Source organism: Sporofaciens sp. JLR.KK001, assembly GCF_036941055.1.
Lineage (GTDB): Bacteria > Bacillota > Clostridia > Lachnospirales > Lachnospiraceae > Sporofaciens.
The window spans coordinates 318,066-339,431 of the sequence record NZ_JAYMNO010000002.1 but is presented as its reverse complement, the minus strand read 5'-3'; the positions used below and the strand labels follow the sequence as shown (position 1 = coordinate 339,431).

Below are 21,366 nucleotides of genomic sequence, written 5' to 3'. Positions count from 1 at the left end.
TCTTGAACAATCGGGAGTTTCTCTGTATAATAAAACTATAAGGCAGGGCATAGCCGATTTGCCGGACTGATTGGCAAAATCTGGAACCGAGGTGATATGATGCAGGGTGAAACATTACAGGAAGAACCAAAAGAGAAAACAGCGGAGAAAAAGAATGCGTTTGCAAAATATACGGCGAAAGACAGTGTTTTTTCAACGCTCTTTCAGGATAAGAAATATCTGATACAGTTATACCGTGCGCTCCATCCGGAGGATACGGAGACGACGGAAGATGCGCTTATGGATATTACCATAAGGAACGTCCTCACGAATGGAATTTATAACGATCTAGCTTTCAGGGTTGGGGATAAAGTCATGTTTCTGGTCGAGCATCAATCTTCATGGACGATGAATATTATTATACGTGTGCTGATGTATTTAGTGCAGATTTACCATGACTATTTTGAGGAACAGGATGCAGATTTATATGGGAGCAAGAAGGTTCATGTTCCAGAACCAGAATTATACATGATTTTTACAGGAGAGCGTGCCAGCAGACCGGAAACAATCTCACTTTCCAAAGAATTTTTCGGCGGGAAAGAATGTGCTATTGAAGTAAAGGTTAAAGTGCTTTACGGAGATAAAGGGAATGACATTATCAGCCAGTATGTTGCGTTTACAAAAGTATATAATGAACAGGTGAAACAGTATGGAAGGAGCCGGGAGGCTGTCACGGAAACCATCCGTATCTGTAAAGACAGGGATGTGCTTCGGAAGTTTTTGGCAGGCAGAGAAAAGGAGGTTATATCTATTATGATGGCTTTGTTTGATGAAGAGAAGATCATGCGTACCCATATAGCAAGTGAAAGACGTGAGGCTGCAAAGGAGGCAGTAAGGGGTGGAGTAGAAAATATGTTAAAGTTGGGGAAAATGTCGGCAGAAGAAATTGCAGGCTGTTTTCCTGAATTGTCTGTGGAAGACATTCGAGAAATTGAAAAAGGGCTGCTCCAAACGATATAATACTTGGTGGCAGGCAGATACAAAAAGAAAAGTATATAGAATCCCCGGCTGCAAATGAATACAGCCGGGGTTATTCACATGGAGGATAAAGTGAAGGAATCAGAACTGATAGGGAAAGTACATTCTGCTGTCTACCACCAGTGCCAGCAAAGGGGATATGCCGCCCCTGCTGATGTGCTGGTTGATATAGGTGTCCTGCCTAAGCAGAAGTATGAGGACTGGAGATTCGGGAAAGTACGGTATCTGGAAGCGGTGTGTACGTGTAATTTAAAGAAGCTCTCCTTTATTATGAAACAGATCCGGTCCTATGCAAAGAAAACGAACCTGAAACCGTCTTTCTGTTATTACAAGCGGTGGGGTGTGAAGAAAAGGCATGGACATAAGCCGGTAATCCCCCTGCGGTTCAGCAAAAGCGGAAATCCGGAGATTGAAAAAGCATATGCGACACACTATGTGGATTTAGGACGGACAGAGCAGTTGAAGAAAGAAAAGATGGAGAAAGCGGCAGCTGCAAACCAGGCTGAAATATCGGATAAGACACAAGATATGCCAGTAAATATTTCTGACAGCAGAAGCGGAGCGTAAAATGGGGAGAAGGAATGGAAAAAGAATCTGAAAAAAAGTATGAAACCATGAAGAAAATCATGGACGCATTAGAGGATATTCTATGCTCTTATCAGGGCAGGGGACATCAATCAGTATATGTTGACCTGGATTCCCTTGCGCTTTTCACAAGCCTGATTGCATACGGGCAGATACAGGTAGAAAATTACAGGTATGACTATGACGATAATATCCGGAAGGATGAAGAAGCTGAACGGATTTACAGGGAGCTTGCCCCACAGACAAGATGGCGTGTGGGGCAAGGAACCCAGATAGAACCGATACGGATGAATGCTTTGAAGCAGCTTGCGGCTCAAGGTATGCCGACGTACCAGGGACAGGTTTATTATGTAGATACAGGCTCCATCCTGGTATGCGGGGAAATCCTGCCCTATGAGATTTTCCAGTTGTTCACGGATATGCCGGAAGTGAAGAAATTATATGTTTTCCCCTACCCGTTCCAAGCGGAATGGGAGAAGCCGCTCTATTTTTCCTTTGAACCAACAGAAGCGGCACGGGAGGAAATGCAGAAATATGTGGAGAGAAAACTGGATGAAATGTGTCGTATCATGAGAGAGAAAAGCGAAGGCATTAGCGGAATAATCCCTAAAGTGGAAGATATTTTTTAAACCTATTTGTTTCATTGGAATCATAACAGCCGCAAAGATTTGATAAAGGAATCATGCGGCTGTTTTTCTGCCAGTAAGATTAAGAAATATCGGTGCTTTTCTGTTTTTCCGGCTGTCGGGTGTGCGTCTGTCCTAAAATCTTATCGACATTGAAGCAGACGGTATTTAATTCTTTTTGGTAATCCCGGAAGTAATGGTAAGTTTTCTGTGCCTCTTTTTTCTGTTGGAGCAGCTTTTCCTTTTCTGCTTTCAATAACTTCATGGAGGGGAGCTTCCCATTTTCGGACTGCTCTTTCAGAAATTTCCGTGCGGCTTCATAGAGTGCGATTTCCATCGGATGCTCCTGCCGGAACTGCCCTTTATTCTTTGCTTTCACAAACTTTTGGTAGACAGATTTATTGGCAAGATACTGACCTGTATAGTGGATCTGCTCATTTACCTTCCGGAGATTATCTTCTACAGACTTCAATTCTTTTCTGGAAATGGAAGCATGGCTCTTAATCTCTGAAAAAGAATCTTCCAGGGAATCCCTTGTATTATATCCATGCTCTTGTATATAAGCAACTGTTTTAGCCATTTCTTTCAGGTTGGAAAGTTTTACTTTGTTAGCGTAAGCGGCATTCTGCTGTGCCTTTACGCAAGCTTGCAGATCGACCACCAGACGCAGATCTGATTTGATAAACAGGACTGATACAGTTTCCTCTTGCAGTAGATTGGATGGGCTGGTTGCAGATTTCTTCGATTCCATATTATATTTCCCCATATCAACTGTTTGCTTTTTGTTTTCCTTATGCTCTGCATTTTCCTTAAACAGCTCCAGAAGATAATCTTCTACATAATGTGTGCCGAGCATCCTTCCGGTGATATATTTGTTTCGTTCCGGGTGGAGGTAGCTGAACCTGCCCCGGCTGACCTTCAATTTGACATTGTATTTTTCCAAAAGCAAGTTCTGAAAATCTTCCTGGCTGCAGGAAACGGCTGCGGCATCTTCGATTGCAGACCGTAGAAATTCTTTCTGTGTCTGAAATTCTGTTTTACGTGGTGTCAGCCCGTCTGCACGGAGCTGTCTGTTACGTTCATCCAATTTCTTCTGCCCTCTGCGCTTCGCATGGTATTCCCGGTCTGTGATTTTCTTTTCTGCAGGAGCAAGGAGGTCTACTTGGTGCAGATGCTCCCGGCGGCATATATCCATAAGTGACTGCTTTAAGTGAATCAGATAATCTTTAGATACATGATGCTTATACCCGGCACGGGAATCGCAGGCCCGTTCCATAAAGTCCTGACGTTCCACATCATATTTCCGTAAGCTGTTGATTACGATATGCACATGGATGTTGCCGCTTTCATTATGCCCATCCATGTGGGTACAGACAAGAGCCTGATGGCCGGGAAAGTTTTTCTTTGCATATTCCATTCCAATCTGCTGTGCCCATTCCCCGGTCAATCCATTTTCTATTGCGTCCTTTGGATCGAAGCTGATGATGTAATGGTGGGATTTGATTTCATCATAGGATTCATTTTTGTGGTATAGGGCATTTAGTTCCCTGCACTCCATGTCGAACGTGAACGGATCACAGTTTATGCCGTCCATGATATATTCCTTTCGTGGGATCAATTCACCATTTTCATCAAGTATCGGTTTGTTCGTACTTTCATCATACTGGAATAAGAGATACCGTTGTGCTTCCCCATAGTCGGCATTTTTACTTGCTATATGTTTCAGTATTGCCATCCAAACTACCTCCGGCGGCAGAGTGGAAATCTCCCGCCATCTTTAAGACTTCATACTTCATTTCATAAATTCTGGCCACGCTCTGGTCGATTGCCTTACGCATTTCTTGTGAGTGGATGCCGCCGCTGTTAAAATGCCTTGCAATTTGGTTTAAGTTGCTCCCGATTTTCCCAAACTCTGCAACCAGATTTTCAACTCCGGCAGGTCTGCAACAATCTCATAATTCGCTGTGACCTTCTGCTTCATAATCTGTTTCCGAACATATTCAGCCGTTGGAAGATGTGTAGCCTTTGCGTTTTCAGAAACGATTTCATATTCCGTATCAGTAAGGCGGAGCATAATTTGGTGTTTGTGTCGTAGTTCCCTGTCCTTCTTTGGTCTTGCCATTGTATAGTTCCTTTCTGTTAAAAGTGTAAAAGTGAACTTCCCTTATTATAAGGATAAAAAAGAGTTCTTATAATAAAGCCGATTAGGGAACGTCAATGGGAAACGAAAGAGAGATTTTTATAGAAATATTTAGGTTTCTCCGTGATTGGGATAATCACGCTGCGACTATTTTCAATAGGAGCCAACCTGCATATTGGGGAAATATGCCAGAACCGAGGGTATGGGGAGCGGAATCCTCCATCAAGTTTGTCAGGTAAGCAAAATCCACGAAGTGGGTTTTGAGTAACTCAGGCGAATCTTGCCCTTGCGAGAAAAGAAAACCATTTATAAGGAAAGTAAAAAATTGGTTTATTGGGTAAATAATAGATATGTTATGCTAAAAATAGTAGGAAGGGTGCTGAAAAGAGGTTATACTACGATTGTATAGTTGGACACTTCAAAGCGGTAGTAATTGCTCTCGTAGTTGTCCAGCGTGTAAAGCTGTAAGAGTTCCTCTTCGTTCATTTCTGAAAAATTCACTTCAAGGGCAGCGTGTTTGGAAAGTTTTCGGTAATAATTTCTTGCTTTGCCTTTGAGGATTTTTTTGCAAGTGGGTCATACCGATGTTGGATAGTTTTCATTTCAGAAGAAGATAGCTTCATAGAGTTCACATACTTGCTTCGTGGTGTAAAAGAAATAAGGCTTGTCTTTCCGTCCCCTTTCACACCCTATCCGTTTGGAAAAGGCTCTTTTGTTACGCTTTCCAAGCAGCTTTTTAAGAAAACCAGAGGGCGTAAAAAAGTCCGCCCGCAAAAAATGCGAACAAGAAAAAAGGCATTGAAAAATTTATCAATATGATTAGACAGTTCATACTTATGGACGTAATCCCCCCAGACTGTCCGAAAACTGTTTCTGACCTTCTGTCATTCTCCATTTTTGTGTCCTGTACTGCTTCTATATTCATGTTTATACCCACTTTATCTTTTAAAACATCTGGACTATGATGTGTTTCCTCCACTTTCAAAATTGACTTTTGAGTTTTCGGACGGTCTGCCCCCGGCGGTGGACGGGCTTTTTTTGATGTGTCAATGACCGTCGGATTTTGTCGATACGGTATGTGTTTCATGGCGGCTACCTCCTTTTAGCCGCCGCTTTTGACAATGATACCGCGTCATTCCTTGAGAAGATAAAAAGAAACGGCGGCTTTGATTATTTCAAAACCGCCGTGTATGATTTCTTTAAGAAAAAAGAGTATGGGAAATGATCTGCCCAACAGCGTTTTTTTTCTTTTCTGCCGCTGGGCAGATTGCGAATGTTTCAGAAATTAAAGGTTTTCTATATTGATTATTTTTTGCGCCCAATCCCTATAAAACGCTTCCTCATGTGATACAAGCAATACTGTACCGGGAAATTCGGATAGTGCTGTTTTAAGGGCTTCTTTCGCTTGTATATCCAAATGATTTGTTGGCTCGTCCATGATTAAAAAATTGCAAGATGTTAAAGTCAGCAAACACATTTTTACTTTGGCTTGTTCTCCACCGCTTAGCGTTCCTATTGGCTGCGTGTTTACTTGAAATTCCGCACTGTGCTAATTGTTTACGAATTTCCTTTGCTACCAAATGAGGATAGCTGTCTGAAACAATTTGAATAGGAGTTCTTTCTAAATCAGACCACATTAAATCCTGTTCAAAATAACCTATTGTAACTTGATTTGAGAATTTATGCTCCCCTTGTATAGCAGGAATATAACCTATCAATGTTTTCAGTAATGTTGATTTTCCAATTCCGTTAAATCCAGTGATAACAACTTTTTGACCGCCTTTAACAGAGAAAGTAATGTCAGATAAAAGCGGATAGTAATAACCAATAGATAACTGTTTGACGATTAGGTGTTCCGTATTTGTTAATGGAACCGTTTGGAAATGAAAATAAGGTTTGTTCTCTTTTTGTTCCAATGCTTCCGTTTTATCCATTCGATCTAATTGCTTCTGTCGTCCTCTTGCCATTCTTGATTTTCGTCCAGCAATATTTTTTCTAATAAATTCTTCTGTCTTTTTAATCTCTTTTTGTTGAGCCGCATATTGCCGTACATAATCCTCTCGTAAGAGTGTTTTCTTTTTTACATATTCGGTATATGTACCGAAATATTTTGTGATTGTATGGTTGTCTATGTCGCAAATTCGATTTGCAATCCTATCCAAAAATTCATAATCATGTGATACAACCATAAAGGCATTTCCCAAAGTGGCTAAATAATCTGCTAACCAAGTAATGTGTTCCTTGTCTAAAAAATTAGTTGGTTCATCTAACAAAAGAATATCCGGCTTTTCAAGAAGCAATTTAGCTAAAATAATTTTTGCCCTTTGTCCCCCACTCATTTGTGCTATGGAGCGTTCAAGCCCAATAGAAACCAGTCCCAAGCCATTTGCAACTCGTTCAATCATAGTGTCAATATTGTAAAAATCGTATTGCTCTAACTTTTCTTGATAACGTGCTGCAAGATTTAAGGCATTTATATCTCCTGTACCTGCCTTTTGATAAAGCAGCGTCATCTCTTTTTCAATTTGATAGAGGTTTGAAAAAGCGGATTTCAAAAAATCATGCATTGTAATATTATGGTCGATCTCTGCATATTGATCTAAATAGCCTATGGTGATATTAGGCTGCCATTTAATTTGACCTTCGTCGGGCAAAATCTGTTTCGTGCAAAGTTTTATGAGGGTAGATTTTCCTGTTCCATTTTGCCCTACAACTCCTATGTGTTCTCCTTTATTTAATGCAAATTCCGCATTTTTATAGAGAAGATTCTCCCCAAATGAATGTGTTAATCTTCTGATTTCTAATAAACTCATATTTACATATCCTTTCTTATGTGTACTAATGAAAGTTAAAAAGAAAAAGCAGAAAGCCCGGTACACGCAAACGTACCTACCTTCTGCCTTTCCTGATGAACAAAAAGCAAAAGGCTATGGACAAAACATTGTCCATAGCCTTTTGCTCACATCATTATCTCATGCGGAATATAAGAAATAGCACCCATTGAAAATGAGCGTAATTATTCCTTATTTCCGATGAAAACTAAATGCGCATTTATACGCTATACTCTACACAATGTTTCATCGGCATAAATTGTGTAGAGTTCAGTTTCTTTTTGGGCTGGTTAGTTAAGTAAAAATTCATAACAATCTCCTTTTGAGCCTGTGCGCTCTGTCTGAAATAATACTACACAAAATAACGTTTGTCAACTTTTGAAAATTTTCCGGCATACTAAACTCGCAGAAATATGATCTATTTAAACTATTTATGGATATTGTGTAGACATTTCCAAAATGGAAGTCGGAGGTTGTCGGGTGCGGATGCGTATGACCAGACAGGAAACAGGCAGTATCTGTCAGGGAATAATTGAGCTGTTGTTTTTCTATATTGACTTCCTAACAATATTAGGATACAATATTCCTAATATTGTTAGGAAGGGAGAAAACTATGCCAAGACAAGGACTTACGAAAGAGGCAGTGGTTAAAACAGCAGCATTATTAGTAGAAGAATATGGGTATGAAAATTTAACGCTGCATAAACTGGCAGCGAAGCTAGATATAAAACCAGCTTCACTGTATACGCATATTAAGGGAATTGAAGAGTTATATAGCTCTCTAAGCCATTTAGCATTAAGCCGGTTAAGAGACGAGATGTTGGATGCCGTAGCACAAAAGAAGCAGGGAGAAGCACTTCGGGCGATTGCTTTCTCGTATTATAGCTATGCGAAAAAAAATCCTGAGATGTATCGTATTATTTTGAAAGTTCCTCATAGCAATTTAGAAAATCTGGTTGGGGCAGGACGGGAAGTGAAATCAATTTTATTTGAGACATTATCTCAATATATGAAAGAGAAAACAAAAATAATTTATTATTCCCGATATTACCACAGCATTTTGCATGGCTTTGTTTCATTAGAGATGGCAGGATTTTTTGATGATGGATTTTCAGTAGAGAAAAGTCTGTCTGATATAGTTGATGATTTTATCAGACAACTTGAAAATAAGCAGTTTGTTTGATGGAGGTATGAAATAGATATGGATGTTTTGAACTTTGAATGTAGCAATATGAAAAATGGAGAGACATTCCCGGTAGAAAATACAGGGCGGGGGCAGAATCGCTCTCCTGAATTTATCATAAAAAATCTGTCTCCACGTGCAAAAACGCTGGCCATTATCCTTGAAGATATTAAGCACCCGATCTTTAAGAATTTTACACATTGGCTTATCTTTAATATACCAGCCAGAGAAAAGATAGACGGAGCGATTCCGGGTGGCAAAATTGTTTCAGGTCTGGGAAATGCCAGACAAGGAATTGGATATGGACTGTATCGGTATGCCGGCCCCAAACCATCTAGGGGCAGACAGCATTTATACCGTTTTACAATGTACGCTCTTGATAGAGAGATAGATTTAACTGGTATTCCTACAAAGAGCCGTTTTATGAAAATAGCGGGGAAATATATGATTCAGCAGGGCAGTATCATTGGTAAATATGAGTAATGAGTTGAATTTTATTGACATGAAGCGCACTTCATAGTTTATACTTTACTGAAATACTGATATTCAATAGAATTTGCTGATAGAGAAGGAAGGTGTGATTGATATGTATTCGGCAAAAGAGGCTGCAGAAATAACAGGTCTTTCCACTGCAACATTAAGATATTACGAAAGAGAGAAACTCATACCACAGATAACTAGAACGGATCAAAAGTACAGACAGTATACGGATACAGATATTGAATGGATAAAAATGATACAGTGTATGCGTATGGCAAATATACCTATCAGATCAATAAAGCAATATGTGGAATTGCTAATACAAGTAGGAAGGAAACAACATTTAATGAATTAGTTCATTTTTTAAGGAGGAAAAATAGTATTAATTTAATGGATGCTTTTTCTATGGAGAGTATTCTAGAATATGATGGTCTTGTCATAGATTTAAGGTATCGGACAGTTAAGGTGAAAGGAAAAAGCATAGAACTAACAAATTATGAATATGAAATACTTTATTTATTGGCAAAAGCCCTGGACAGGTATTTTCGAAAGAACAAATCTATACACAAGTATGGGATTCCTCTTATCATGGAGCAGAAGATAATGTGATGAGCTTAATACGTAGATTGCGAAAAAAAATAGAGACAAATCCGGCAAATCCCATATATATTTTGACAGTTTGGGGAATAGGTTATAAATTTAATTGTGAGATGAAAAAGCGGCATTTGTTATGATTAATAACAGGGCCGTTTTTTTATCTATAATCTCAAAAAGTAATATATATTTTGATCCTTTAACATCAAAATATCAGCAGCTATTTTTCAGGTTATTAAGTTGATATATGAGAAAAAAAGAGAAGAAGTATTATAAAATGGCTACAATAAGTTCAAAGGTATTTAAAAGGTGAAAGGAGATTATTATGCGAAACGAAGTATGGAGTGAGATTGGAACATTTTTGAATGGACTGCGGTGTGGAAATGTGAAACGTGAAAGTTATATTCAGCTTTCGGAAGTAGCAGAAGCAGAAGAACAGAAAAAAGAGGCGCAGAAGATTTTTCTTAAGGCAATGGATTCAATGGAAACAAGTAAAAGGAAAAGTATAGAGGATTATATGGAAAAATTAAAGCATCTCGCATTTGTGGAAGAAGAGCAGGCATATTGCCAAGGGTATGTTGATTGCATTCAGTTGCTTGCAGGATTGGGTGTATTAATTGATTCTCCAGATATAAAGAAATTGCTTGAAAAGATAAAAAATTAGTATTGATAGAAAAATGGCTCATTTCTTATGTGAAGTGAGCCATTCTTTTTCTGTATTATTATGTGCCACAAAACTGTCAATGAGGTAATAGTTGTTTTTGACCAATGGAATCTCGCTATATCAGGTTCTGCGACATAATAACAGAAAAGTAGGATTGCCAGAAAATATCAGACTTTTATCAAATTTGTCTTTCAAGCATATCGTAATAGTCCAAAATTATGTCTTGATTAAATCATCAGCTTTTTGGTCTATTTTCGCTGCCATAGCATGAATATTTTCAGGCACAGAAAAATTGCTTGTTATATTGGATAACATTTCGCTGTTTCCTTTAACGTTAAGTACAGCATCTAATCTTTTGATGCTATCATTATCTGTGGGAATAAGGACAAAGCCATTTTCAGAAGTAATGGAAAGAGATTTAATCCTTTCGCTCATATAATTGATTTCTTTTTCTAGAATAATACAAGCCAATAAAGATAAGGCCATAACAGACAAGCAGACTTAAAACCGCCATATATTGCCGCAGAACTTCTGGAAATGACATTTGGCTCTGAAGTAGATATGCAGGAATGGTGAATATGGATGCAAAAGTAAAATGATATTTAGACTGTTAAAAATTCTCCATATCAGTTATAATAAGAAAGCGCACGACTGCGTACAATGTTATCAGCCGATATTTGACGGCATAATATTGTAAGGCGTAATATGTAACTGGTATGAAACAAAATAAGAAAATAAACGGGGAATAATATGGGACGAAGCATATATAATGAATTATCAGGGATCATTACAGACGAGCAGATCAAGTTGGAAGAACCTATGAAGAACCACACGACCTTTCGGATCGGCGGCCCGGCGAAGGTATTCGTAACGCCGAGGACGTCCGAGGAGGTGCGGGCGATTGTCGCTGTGTGCCGGGAAGGGAAGATTCCCTATTACATTGTGGGGAATGGGAGCAATCTTCTGGTATCAGATCGGGGATATGAAGGAGTGATCATACAGATCTACCGGGAGATGAATGAGATTCGGGTTGAGGGAGATACGGTTACGGCTCAGGCGGGAGCGCTGCTGTCAGCCATTGCAAACCGTGCATTGGAAGAAGGACTCGCAGGGTTTGAATTCGCTTCTGGTATTCCGGGGACTCTGGGCGGCGCATGTATTATGAACGCGGGTGCATACGGCGGTGAGATGAAGGATGTGATCAGAGAGGTTACATTGCTGACGCCGGAAGGAGAGGTGCGCGCGGTTCCTGCGGACCAGATGGAATTCGGTTACCGAACCAGCATTGCGGCCAGAACAGGGGCAATTGTGCTGGGAGCCGGAATACAGCTGCAGAGAGGCGATAAGGATGAGATCAGGGCGCGGATGGAGGAGCTGAGAGAGAAAAGGGTCAGTAAACAGCCTTTGGAGTATCCAAGCGCCGGAAGTACGTTTAAGAGGCCGGAAGGGTACTTTGCGGGCAAATTGATCCAGGATGCCGGACTTAGAGGATTCGCGGTCGGCGGGGCGCAGGTGTCCGAGAAGCACTGTGGTTTCGTAGTCAATAAGGGCGGAGCGGCGGCGGCCGATGTGGCGGAGCTGATGCGCCGGGTATCAGATAAGGTGGAGGAACAGTTCGGGGTAAGGCTGGAACCTGAAGTGAAGAGACTTGGAGAATTCTGAGATAAAACGAGTAATTGAGAGACAGGGAGAATTCTGAGATGAGATGTGTGATTGTAACCGGAATGTCGGGCGCGGGGAAGAGTACGGCGCTTAAGATGCTGGAGGATGTGGGGTATTTTTGTGTGGACAATCTGCCGGTTCAGCTAATTCCGAAGATGGCGGATCTGCTGCGTGTACCGGGGAGTGAACTGAATAAGGCCGCTCTGGGCGTGGATATCCGAAGCGGACAGAGCTTGGATGAACTGGCGGAGGTATTGGGGGAATTGGACGGGGCCGGAATGAAGTATGAGATCCTTTTTCTGGAATCGTCAGACAACGTACTGATCAAGCGTTACAAGGAGACCAGGCGTTTTCATCCGCTGGCGGGCAATGACAGCCGTGTGGACGAGGGGATTCAGAAGGAACGGGAAAGAATTTTGTTTCTTAAGAAAAAGGCGGATTATCTGATCGACACGAGCCATATGCTTACCCGGGAGTTAAAGAGAGAGCTGAATAAGATATTTGTACAGAATAAGGAGTATAAGAACCTGTACATATCTGTGCTCTCATTTGGATTCAAATACGGGATCCCGCCGGATGCGGATCTGGTGTTTGACGTAAGGTTTCTTCCGAACCCCTATTATATAGAAGAATTACGTCCGCACAGCGGCAATGACAGGCAGGTCAGAGATTATGTCATGGACAATAAGAAGGCGGAAATATTCCTGGAGAAGATGACAGATCTGGTTGAATTTCTGATACCTAACTATGTTCAGGAGGGCAAGACCCAGCTGGTGATCGGGATCGGATGTACCGGAGGGAAGCACCGCTCAGTTACTTTGGCTAACGAGCTGTTTGAAATTTTGAGTAAGAATGAGAATTATGGAATCCGCATCGAACACAGGGATATTGGGAAAGATACGGTTACGAAAGCAAGATAGGAGTATGGGATGTCATTTTCGGGCATGATAAAGGAAGAATTGTCAGAGCATTATGCGAAAGCAAGGCATTGCAATCTGGCGGAGTTGTCTGCATTTGTCCGTATGTCGGGAGAGTTTGCCGAGGATAAAAAGGGCAGATGCATTATCCGCTTTCATACGGAAAATTTTGCAGTTGCAAGAAAATGCTTTACATTATTGCAAAAAACATTTAATATAGGAACAGGTATCGCAATTCGTAGGAACATGGCAAAGGGCAGCGCAAGTTACGATATTTACGCCAAAGGAAAAGAACTGCTGGCAGTCAGAAACGCAATGGTGCAGGCGGTCTGCTGTAAGCGTGCGTATATCCGGGGCGCATTTATCACGGCCGGTTCCATGAGTGATCCGAGCAAATCTTATCATTTTGAGATCGTCTGTAATACATGGGAAGAGGCAGATCATCTTAAGACTATGATCAATAGTTTTGATATGGAAGCGAAGATCGTGGGGAGAAAAAAGACCTACGTTGTATATCTGAAAGAAGGCTCGCAGATTGTTGACATTCTGAATGTGATGGAAGCACATGTTGCTTTGCTGGAACTTGAGAATGTCCGCATCATGAAGGAGATGCGTAATTCTGTGAACCGCAAGGTGAACTGTGAGACGGCGAATATTAACAAGACGGTATCTGCTGCTGTCAGACAGATGGAAGATATCAAGTATATACGCGATACTATTGGTTTTGACAAGTTGCCGGAAGGACTGAAAGACGTCGCCCTTACACGTCTTACATATCCGGAAGCGACTTTGAAGGAACTGGGGGGGCTTCTTGAGAACCCGATCGGGAAATCAGGAGTGAACCACCGGCTCAGGAAGTTAAGTGATATAGCGGTAAAGTTAAGGGAATAGCAAGGAGGAGCAATTTTTTATGACTAAGAAACCTGTTACGATTCAAAACAATATGGACATGGAAGCACGTCCGATTGCACATCTGGTTCAGGAAGCAAGCCAGTACGCGAGCCAGGTGTTTATTGAGATTGATAACAAAAAGATCAATGCGAAGAGTATCATGGGGATGATGAGTCTGAAGTTACAGAAAGGTGAGCGTATCACAGTAGTAGCGGAAGGACAAGATGAGAGTGAGGCAGTGGCAGGGATAGAGGATTTCCTTGTTGCAAGTAACTAGTTGTACATGACCGGAATTGCCTGTTTGCTTAATAGGTATGCATTGAGAGGTATCCGGATAAGTATACATTGCCGGACGGCAGCTTGCCGGCCAGGCGGGCATTAACTGCAGGATACCCGGATGGGTATACATATCTAGGAGGGCATGTAATATGTCCTCTTTGTGTTTTTGGCATAGAATATCATGCGTTCGCATGACGGCGCAGGATTTAATATAGAAGGAGAGCTGTTTAATATGAAGAGAATGTTATTTATCTATAATCCGCGAGCGGGGAAAGGCTTATTGAGGCCCAAGCTGTCGGATATTATTGACATTTTTGTGAAGGCCGGGTACGAGGTGGTGGTATATCCGACCCAGGCATACAGAGACGCGTATAAGAAGATCCTTGGATATAATGCCGAAGAATATGATCTGGTCGTCTGCAGCGGCGGGGACGGTACGATCGACGAAGTGGTGACGGGGATGATGCACCGCAGCGCAAGAACGCCGGTAGGATATATCCCGACAGGCACGACCAATGATTTTGCCAACAGCCTGCATATTCCCAAGGGTTTGCTTAAGGCGGCGGATAATGCGGTCAACGGAGAGCGGTTTCCCTGTGATGTCGGTAAGTTTAATGATGATATCTTCGTGTATGTGGCGGCTTTCGGTATATTTACGGATGTATCATATGAGACGAAGCAGGAAGTGAAGAATATACTCGGACATTTGGCTTATGTGCTGGAGGGTACGAAACGTCTGTTCAACGTGCCGTCTTACAGCATCAGGGTAGAGCATGACGGAGAAGTTATTGAAGATGAATTCATATTTGGAATGGTGACGAACTCTCGCTCGGTGGGCGGATTCCGAAGCATGATCGGGAAGCAGGTGGTATTCGATGACGGGCTGTTCGAGGTGACGCTGATCAGGAAGCCGGCTAATCCCATCGCTTTGCAGGAGATTATCGCGGCGCTTCTGATAGAACAGGTGGATACGAAGCATATGTATACGTTTAAGACGGGACATATCACCTTTAAATCGCTGGAGGAGATTCCCTGGACGCTGGACGGAGAATTCGGCGGGGAGCATGATGAAGTGGTGATCGATAATCTGAATAAGCAGTTGGAGATAATGGTGCCGGGAGAGCATTTCGATAAACTGCAGTTGGGGACGGAGTGAAATTCGGCGAAAATTCACCGGAAAATCAGTTGACAGAAACGTCCTGAGATGATATAATGTCATTCGACTGCCGAAGACAGCAGGTGCGAGGGGTTTCACATGAGATCCCAAGCGTAAGCAGATCAACGCCTGCCGAGGAAAGTTAGATTCGATGTTTATGAATTTACAACGCCTCTGTGTCTTTGCATAGGGGTGTTTTTAATAGTGCTTTTCTTTACGCAGTCAACGTATTCAATAACAGAAGGAGGTGCACCATTCGTGGCAAAAGTTGAATTAAAACAACCGATCGTACAGGCGATTGCAGATGACGTCAAGGATGCGGCAAGTGTTGTATTGGTTGACTACCGCGGACTTACTGTTGCGCAGGATACAGAGCTTCGTAAGCAGTTAAGAGAAGCGGGGATCATCTACAAGGTTTGTAAGAACACAATGATGAAGAGAGCTTTCGAAGGGACTGAGCTTGCGGCATTGGACGAGCATCTGGAAGGCCCGAGCGCGATCGCGATCTCTAAGGACGATGCAACGGCTCCGGCAAGGATCCTGTGCAAGTTCGCTAAGGATGCGAAGGCTCTTGAACTGAAGGCAGGAGTGGTTGAGGGAACTTTGTATGATAACGCTGCACTGTCAGAGTTAGCTAAGATCCCGTCAAGAGAAGAGTTACTGTCCAAGCTGCTTGGAAGCTTGCAGTCACCGATCACCAATCTTGCACGTGTTCTCAATCAGATCGCAGAGCAGGGCGGAGCAGAAGCCTGTGCAGCAGCGGCTCCGGCCGAAGAAGCAGCAGAAGCAGCAGAGACCCCGGCAGAATAGGGAAAAGCTATACCATAAGGTATGTGCGAACGATACCCATCCGGGCATGCATTTCAGATGCCGTATAGATGGGCGGACAGGTTAGCTGTCACATAATATTAAATATGGAGGATAATACAATGGCAAAGTTGACAACAGCTGAATTTATTGATGCAATCAAAGAATTATCAGTATTAGAGTTGAATGAATTAGTAAAAGCATGTGAGGAAGAATTTGGCGTATCTGCAGCAGCAGGCGTTGTAGTTGCAGCAGCAGGCGGAGAGGCAGCAGCAGAGGAAGTGAAAGATGAGTTCGACGTAGAGTTAGTATCTGCAGGAGCTTCTAAGGTTAAGGTTATCAAGGTTGTTCGTGAGATCACAGGACTAGGACTTAAGGAAGCTAAGGCAGTAGTTGACGAAGCTCCGAAGGTAGTGAAAGAAGCAGTTTCCAAGGCGGAGGCTGAGGAGATCAAGGCTAAACTTGAGGCAGAGGGTGCAGAAGTTAACCTCAAATAATCAGGGATAGGTCGACTGACAGATGAACCGCTCCATAAGGGGCGGTTTTTTGCAGTAAAACTTTTAAGTTCACACGAATGATGGCCGGAATGCGGTCTGTATGGAGGATAGGTGTATGAATAATTCAAGGGAGTTTTTTGAACGGGGCGGCGGAAGTGCACCGGCTGCTGAAGGCTGTGAGCGGCACAGTGATATGCAAAATGTTCAGAATTTGGAGACCGTCATTAATGAGGGCCTTCGTGTAGCCCTGTTGGAGGAAACTCCGGACCAGTCATTGGAGGTGCTGTTGGAGTGTCTGGGAAAAGCCCTGAACGGAGAACGCACCTATATATTTGAACAGAACGACCGCGGCGGCGACGACAATACCTATGAATGGGTGGCCGAAGGAGTAAAACCGGAAAAGGAGAATCTCCAGAATGTTCCTTCAGAGGTGTGCGCCGGTTGGTATCGGAACTTTGATATCGGCAGGCATATCGTCATCGAGAATCTGGAAGAGATCAAGGATAGCGCCCCTCTTCAGTATGAGATCTTAAAGGAGCAGAATATCCGTTCTCTTGTGGTAGTGCCGCTCTATGACGGGGAAAAGCTTATCGGTTTTTACGGCGTAGACAATCCGCCGGCAAAGCTTTTGGAATATGCGTCAAATATGCTGCAAACCGCCGCATATTTTATCGTATCCTCTTTAAAACGGCGCAATCTGGTCCGTGAACTTCAAAAGCGCAGCCATAACGTTCTCCATGCCCTCAGCGTGGATTATCTGGGGATATATCAGGTGAACTTCGACACCGGCGAATGTGAGATATACCGGAACAGCGAACAGATGAGCATGGATTGGGCCGTCAGTTTTGAAGACGGGTATCGATCGGCTATGGAGCAGTATATTACCCGGTACGTGGTTCCCCGCGATCAGGAGCGACTTTTTGCCGTAACGAAAAGGGACTATGTGCTGGCTCAGCTTCAGAAAAAGAAGAAGTTCTATGTGCGTTATGAGGTGCAAGACAATGCATATGGGCTGAAACATATGGAGATCCATTATTCCGCTACAGAGAAAACGGCGGAGGAGAATTGCGCTATATTTGCCCAGCGGGATGTCAATGCCGTGGTGGAGCAGGAAGAGAAGAACAAGCTTGAAGCAAGGAAAAGCATGGAGGATATTCTGGAGGGAGCCAGAACCGGTATCTGGACCATCGAACTTGAGGAGGGGTGCGGGCCCAGGATGTATGCGGACCGGACCATGCGGATTCTTCTGGGAGTGTCGGATGAGACTGGACCGGAGGAGTGCTATCGGCACTGGTTTGATAATATTGAGCCGGACTATGTGGAGATGGTGCAGGATTCGGTCCGTGAGATATTGGAAACTGGGCGTTCCGAGGTGATCTATCCATGGAATCACCCGAAGCTGGGGAAAATCTATGTCCGCTGCGGCGGCGTACAGGACAAGACCTTCAAAAAAACGGGGGCCTGCCTGAACGGATACCATCAGGATATCACAGAAACCATGATGACCAGAAAGAAGCAGGAGCAGGCGATCATGGAGCTTTTGGAGAAGGTAAGGCGGGCGAACTCTGCAAAAAGCGAATTCCTCTCGCGTATGTCCCACGATCTGCGCACGCCGATCAACGGAATTCTGGGAATGCTGGCAATCATGGAGGAAAGACAGGATGAACCAGAGCGGCAGAGCGATTGCCGGAAGAAGATCCGTATATCCACAGAGCATCTGCTGTCTCTGGTCAATGACGTTCTTCAGGTGAGCAAGCTGGAGAGCGGAAGACCGTCGGTAGAAGAATCCTTTGATATCCATGACTCGTTGGAAAGCTGTACCGCGATCTTAGCAGCCCAGGCAGAAGAGAGAGGGATCCGTCTTGAGGTGGAAGAAGTCGATGTGGAGCATAGCAGGCTGATCGGTAATCCGATGTACCTGAAGCAAATTCTGGTGAATATCATCGACAATGCTCTCAAATATAACCGGCCTCATGGGGCTGTATCTATCCGGGTGAAGGAAACCGGCTGTCAGAACGGGACCGCAGACTACAGATTTGAGATCGAAGATACCGGAATTGGCATGGGGGAAGACTTCAAAAAGCATATTTTTGAACCGTTTACTCAGGAACACCAGGGCGCAAGGACTCACTATAACGGCGCTGGTCTTGGTATGTCTATCGTGAAGAAGCTGGTAGACCAGATGAAAGGGACGATCAAGGTAGACAGTCAGGTCGGCAGGGGAAGCGTATTCCAGATTATCCTGCCGATACAGATCGACGAGGTGCAGAATACCCGGTCTGCGGATGAGGAGAGGAGTGCAAGGAGCGATATTGGCGGAATGCGCGTCCTCTTGGTGGAGGACAATGAGATCAACTGCGAGATCGTAGAATTCATGCTTGAAGAGGCGGGGGCGTCGGTCGTGACTGCAAACGACGGGAAGGAAGCTGTGGATGTATTCTCTGCAAGCAGGCCGGGAACCTTCGACTGTGTTCTCATGGATCTGATGATGCCGGTTATGAGCGGATATGAGGCGGCCCGGGTGATCCGCGGCCTTCCCCGGCCGGACGCAGGATCCGTACCCATCATAGCGCTGTCGGCGAATGCGTTTGACGAAGATATAGCGATGACGAAGGATGCCGGAATGGATGAACATCTGGCGAAGCCTGTGGACATCAGGAAGATGTTCAGGGTCATGAACCGGCTGAGACGGCGATAGTCTTACCCTTTTGCTTTGCACGATAACTAAGATCAAAGAATGGAGATGTTAAAAAATATGAAAAAGATGGTTGTGCCGCGTTCTCTTAAAATCAGCACTGCAGTAATCATTTGCCTGAATATTTTCGTATTTTCATTCTTAGGAATGTCCATCAATAAGATGAGCGAAAACACGATTAAGAATATAGGCACGGCTTATATGGGCGGAATGAATGATCAGGTATCTTTACATTTTGAGACGATTATTGATCTACGGCTGACCATGGCGGAATCCATAGCGCATATCGCTGCAGATGAAGAGAATTCCAGCTACGGATCAAAAGAAGAGATAGAATACGGCGCAAAGGCAAGGCATTTTATGTGCGCCGCCTTATATTCGCCGGATGGTAAAATGGAGATGATCTACGGCGATACTGTGAAGTTAAATCACCCGGAACATTTTTTGGACAGCTTGAAAAACGGGGAACGTGTAGCGGCATCCGCTGTTGACGGCGAGGGGAACGGCGTGATCTTGTTCGGCGTTCCCTGCGAATATCCTATGTCTGACGGAAGCGGCAGCCTTGCTATGATCGTAGGTCTTTCAACTAAGTATATGGGCGAGGTTCTCTTCCTTGATTCGGACAGTTCACTGAGTTATTCGTTTGTAATACGCGAGGACGGCAGTTACGTTGTCGGGGAGGAGGGCGACGTTGATGAAAACTATTTTGACAGGCTGCGGAGTATCATAAGCGGACGGAATGGGGAAGCGGATTACTATATCAGGCAGATGACGGAGGCGATGAATAAGGGGGAAGATTATTCGGTTATTTTGAAAATCGGCAAATCGCGCCGGCATCTGTATTGTACCAGCCTGCCCTATTGTGATTGGTACCTGGTGACGATTCTTCCTTTTGACGGGCTGGATCATGTGATTTCTGATATGGGCAGCCATTGGCTCATTATCGTCTACGCTGCTTCATTTGCTGTAATTGCCATGCTGCTGTATATATTTTTCCAGTATTTGGGGATATTCAGGAAACAGGTATCCGAATTAGAACGTATGAATACGGAGATGGACGCGGCGCGCAAAATTGCTGAAAGGGCGCAGCAAGAAGCCGAACATGCCAATTCGGCAAAACAGGATTTCCTGTCCAGTATGAGCCATGATATCCGTACTCCTATGAATGCTATAATCGGTATGACGTCCATTGCCCTGGCCAATACGCATGATCAGGAGCAGGTTCAGGAATGCCTGCGCAAAATTGAATTATCCAGTAATCACCTTCTGGGCCTTATCAATGATGTGCTTGATATGTCGAAGATCGAAAGTGGCAAAATGACGCTGAATATCGCGCCGATATCCTTGAGGGAGGTTATGGACAGTGTCGTAAATATCGTACAGCCTCAGGTCAAGGCGAAAAACCTGCAGTTTGACACGGTTGTACACGATATTCTTGCAGAAAACGTGCGCTGTGACAGCGTGAGGCTGAATCAGGTGTTGATCAATCTGTTGGGAAATTCGGTCAAATTTACCCAGGATAACGGTTCTGTCCAGGTAACTCTGTATCAGGAAGCGTTACCGGAAGATACGTCCCGCGTCCGAACGCATTTCTTGGTGTCGGATACAGGGATCGGCATGTCCAGGGAATATCAGGAGAAATTATTCGATTCCTTCAGCAGGGAAGACAATGCGCAGGTACAGAAAACAGAAGGCTCCGGGCTTGGAATGGCAATCACTAAATATATCGTAGACGCGATGGGCGGTACGATCGCCGTCCGCAGCGAACTGGACAAAGGTACTGAATTCCATGTCACATTTGATCTCGAGAAGGCCGAAGAGAAGGAGATGGATGCGGCTGAAAAGAACGAAGAAGCTGCCGATCTGGAGCTTAAGGGGAAACATATCTTGCTGGCGGAAGACAACGAGCTTAACTGGGAGGTTGCGAAAGAGCTGCTCTCCGATCTCGAATTGGAATTGGATTGGGCAGAAAACGGAGAGGTCTGTGTCGCGCAATTTAAGAAATCCCCGGTCGGATATTATGACGCGGTCATTATGGATGTGAGGATGCCCGTGATGAACGGCTACGAAGCAACCAGAGCTATCAGGGAACTGGATCGGGAGGACTCGGATATTCCGGTTATTGCGATGACTGCAGACGCCTTCTCGGAAGATATCCAGAAGTGTTTAGAGTGCGGCATGAACGACCATTTGGCCAAACCTATTGATATTCAGGCGGTTACCCGCAAGTTAAAAAAATATTTGAAATAAATTCATTGACAAGCCCCAGGCCTCTATGGTATAGTAAAAAATGCACTATTGTGGAAAGTTCTGCCATAATATCGCATGGGAACGGTGGGGAA

General features: G+C 43.7%; 21 protein-coding genes, 2 pseudogenes and 1 other annotated feature. Of the genes and pseudogenes, 18 read left to right on the top strand and 5 right to left on the bottom strand.

The genetic code is table 11. The features are described from left to right. The first annotated feature begins 99 nt into the window (after window positions 1–99). From VSQ62_RS26790 to VSQ62_RS26780, 3 genes are all read left to right on the top strand, one after another. Window positions 100–999, top strand: coding sequence for an RpnC/YadD family protein (locus VSQ62_RS26790; protein WP_016221413.1), 900 nt, complete (start codon window positions 100–102; stop codon window positions 997–999). Window positions 1,000–1,089: 90 nt separating this feature from the next. Then, window positions 1,090–1,584 (top strand): hypothetical protein, encoded by a 495-nt coding sequence (locus tag VSQ62_RS26785; protein ID WP_330571583.1) that lies wholly within the window; start codon window positions 1,090–1,092, stop codon window positions 1,582–1,584. Between the two features lie 14 nt (window positions 1,585–1,598). Beyond that, window positions 1,599–2,231, top strand: coding sequence for a hypothetical protein (locus VSQ62_RS26780; protein WP_004083166.1), 633 nt, complete (start codon window positions 1,599–1,601; stop codon window positions 2,229–2,231). A 79-nt stretch (window positions 2,232–2,310) separates the two neighbouring features. Here VSQ62_RS26780 and VSQ62_RS26775 read toward each other — a convergent pair whose 3' ends face one another. From VSQ62_RS26775 to VSQ62_RS26760, 4 genes and pseudogenes are all read right to left on the bottom strand, one after another. Next, window positions 2,311–3,963, bottom strand: a complete 1,653-nt coding sequence (locus VSQ62_RS26775; RefSeq protein WP_135975719.1) for a relaxase/mobilization nuclease domain-containing protein — start codon at window positions 3,961–3,963, stop codon at window positions 2,311–2,313. Next, a pseudogene (locus tag VSQ62_RS26770) lies at window positions 3,935–4,350 on the bottom strand (plasmid mobilization protein). Before VSQ62_RS26770 ends, VSQ62_RS26775 begins: the two are co-directional and overlap by 29 nt. Window positions 4,351–5,104: 754 nt before the next feature. Next, complete coding sequence (locus tag VSQ62_RS26765) at window positions 5,105–5,455, bottom strand: hypothetical protein (protein WP_334638092.1); 351 nt, start codon at window positions 5,453–5,455, stop codon at window positions 5,105–5,107. 198 nt (window positions 5,456–5,653) lie between these two features. Continuing rightward, window positions 5,654–7,181, bottom strand: a pseudogene (locus tag VSQ62_RS26760) (ABC-F family ATP-binding cassette domain-containing protein). A 631-nt stretch (window positions 7,182–7,812) separates the two neighbouring features. On the opposite strand from VSQ62_RS26760, the gene VSQ62_RS26755 reads away from it, so the two are divergent. The 6 genes from VSQ62_RS26755 (at window position 7,813) to VSQ62_RS26730 (ending at window position 10,120) form a co-directional block, all read left to right on the top strand. Then, on the top strand, window positions 7,813–8,382 hold the full coding sequence (locus VSQ62_RS26755) for a TetR/AcrR family transcriptional regulator (protein WP_334638091.1): 570 nt from the start codon (window positions 7,813–7,815) through the stop codon (window positions 8,380–8,382). A gap of 18 nt (window positions 8,383–8,400) precedes the next feature. Further along, window positions 8,401–8,865, top strand: coding sequence for a YbhB/YbcL family Raf kinase inhibitor-like protein (locus VSQ62_RS26750; protein ID WP_334638090.1), 465 nt, complete (start codon window positions 8,401–8,403; stop codon window positions 8,863–8,865). A 103-nt stretch (window positions 8,866–8,968) separates the two neighbouring features. After that, window positions 8,969–9,217, top strand: a complete 249-nt coding sequence (locus tag VSQ62_RS26745) for a MerR family transcriptional regulator (RefSeq protein WP_334638527.1) — start codon at window positions 8,969–8,971, stop codon at window positions 9,215–9,217. Continuing rightward, window positions 9,106–9,471, top strand: coding sequence for a hypothetical protein (locus VSQ62_RS26740; RefSeq protein ID WP_334638545.1), 366 nt, complete (start codon window positions 9,106–9,108; stop codon window positions 9,469–9,471). The genes VSQ62_RS26745 and VSQ62_RS26740 overlap by 112 nt, the downstream gene beginning before the upstream one ends. Then, on the top strand, window positions 9,381–9,596 hold the full coding sequence (locus VSQ62_RS26735) for a winged helix-turn-helix domain-containing protein (RefSeq protein WP_334638526.1): 216 nt from the start codon (window positions 9,381–9,383) through the stop codon (window positions 9,594–9,596). Before VSQ62_RS26740 ends, VSQ62_RS26735 begins: the two co-directional genes overlap by 91 nt. Window positions 9,597–9,781: 185 nt before the next feature. Further along, window positions 9,782–10,120 (top strand): hypothetical protein, encoded by a 339-nt coding sequence (locus tag VSQ62_RS26730; protein WP_334638089.1) that lies wholly within the window; start codon window positions 9,782–9,784, stop codon window positions 10,118–10,120. 216 nt (window positions 10,121–10,336) lie between these two features. On the opposite strand, the gene VSQ62_RS26725 is transcribed toward VSQ62_RS26730, so the two are convergent. Continuing rightward, on the bottom strand, window positions 10,337–10,555 hold the full coding sequence (locus VSQ62_RS26725) for a hypothetical protein (protein WP_334638088.1): 219 nt from the start codon (window positions 10,553–10,555) through the stop codon (window positions 10,337–10,339). Window positions 10,556–10,870: 315 nt separating this feature from the next. Here VSQ62_RS26725 and murB point away from each other — a divergent pair, with 315 nt between their 5' ends. The 9 genes from murB (at window position 10,871) to VSQ62_RS26680 (ending at window position 21,274) form a co-directional block, all read left to right on the top strand. Then, entirely contained in the window at window positions 10,871–11,782 is a 912-nt protein-coding gene (gene murB / locus VSQ62_RS26720) for a UDP-N-acetylmuramate dehydrogenase (protein ID WP_334638087.1), read from the top strand. A gap of 38 nt (window positions 11,783–11,820) precedes the next feature. After that, on the top strand, window positions 11,821–12,702 hold the full coding sequence (gene rapZ, locus VSQ62_RS26715; protein ID WP_334638086.1) for an RNase adapter RapZ: 882 nt from the start codon (window positions 11,821–11,823) through the stop codon (window positions 12,700–12,702). A 9-nt stretch (window positions 12,703–12,711) separates the two neighbouring features. Next, on the top strand, window positions 12,712–13,590 hold the full coding sequence (gene whiA, locus VSQ62_RS26710) for a DNA-binding protein WhiA (RefSeq protein WP_334638085.1): 879 nt from the start codon (window positions 12,712–12,714) through the stop codon (window positions 13,588–13,590). Window positions 13,591–13,609: 19 nt separating this feature from the next. Continuing rightward, window positions 13,610–13,867 carry an HPr family phosphocarrier protein gene (locus VSQ62_RS26705; protein ID WP_334638084.1) on the top strand — a complete coding sequence of 86 codons (258 nt, stop codon included), beginning with the start codon at window positions 13,610–13,612 and terminating at the stop codon, window positions 13,865–13,867. Between the two features lie 234 nt (window positions 13,868–14,101). After that, complete coding sequence (locus tag VSQ62_RS26700) at window positions 14,102–15,025, top strand: diacylglycerol/lipid kinase family protein (protein WP_334638083.1); 924 nt, start codon at window positions 14,102–14,104, stop codon at window positions 15,023–15,025. Between the two features lie 52 nt (window positions 15,026–15,077). Beyond that, window positions 15,078–15,235, top strand: a sequence feature (ribosomal protein L10 leader region). A gap of 48 nt (window positions 15,236–15,283) precedes the next feature. Next, entirely contained in the window at window positions 15,284–15,835 is a 552-nt protein-coding gene (rplJ, locus tag VSQ62_RS26695) for a 50S ribosomal protein L10 (RefSeq protein ID WP_334638082.1), read from the top strand. Window positions 15,836–15,954: 119 nt separating this feature from the next. Next, window positions 15,955–16,329 carry a 50S ribosomal protein L7/L12 gene (gene rplL / locus VSQ62_RS26690; protein ID WP_334638081.1) on the top strand — a complete coding sequence of 125 codons (375 nt, stop codon included), beginning with the start codon at window positions 15,955–15,957 and terminating at the stop codon, window positions 16,327–16,329. A 115-nt stretch (window positions 16,330–16,444) separates the two neighbouring features. Next, window positions 16,445–19,027: an ATP-binding protein gene (locus VSQ62_RS26685; RefSeq protein ID WP_334638080.1), complete on the top strand. Its 2,583-nt coding sequence runs from the start codon at window positions 16,445–16,447 to the stop codon at window positions 19,025–19,027. A gap of 57 nt (window positions 19,028–19,084) precedes the next feature. After that, window positions 19,085–21,274 (top strand): hybrid sensor histidine kinase/response regulator, encoded by a 2,190-nt coding sequence (locus VSQ62_RS26680; protein WP_334638079.1) that lies wholly within the window; start codon window positions 19,085–19,087, stop codon window positions 21,272–21,274. The last annotated feature ends 92 nt before the right edge of the window (window positions 21,275–21,366 follow it).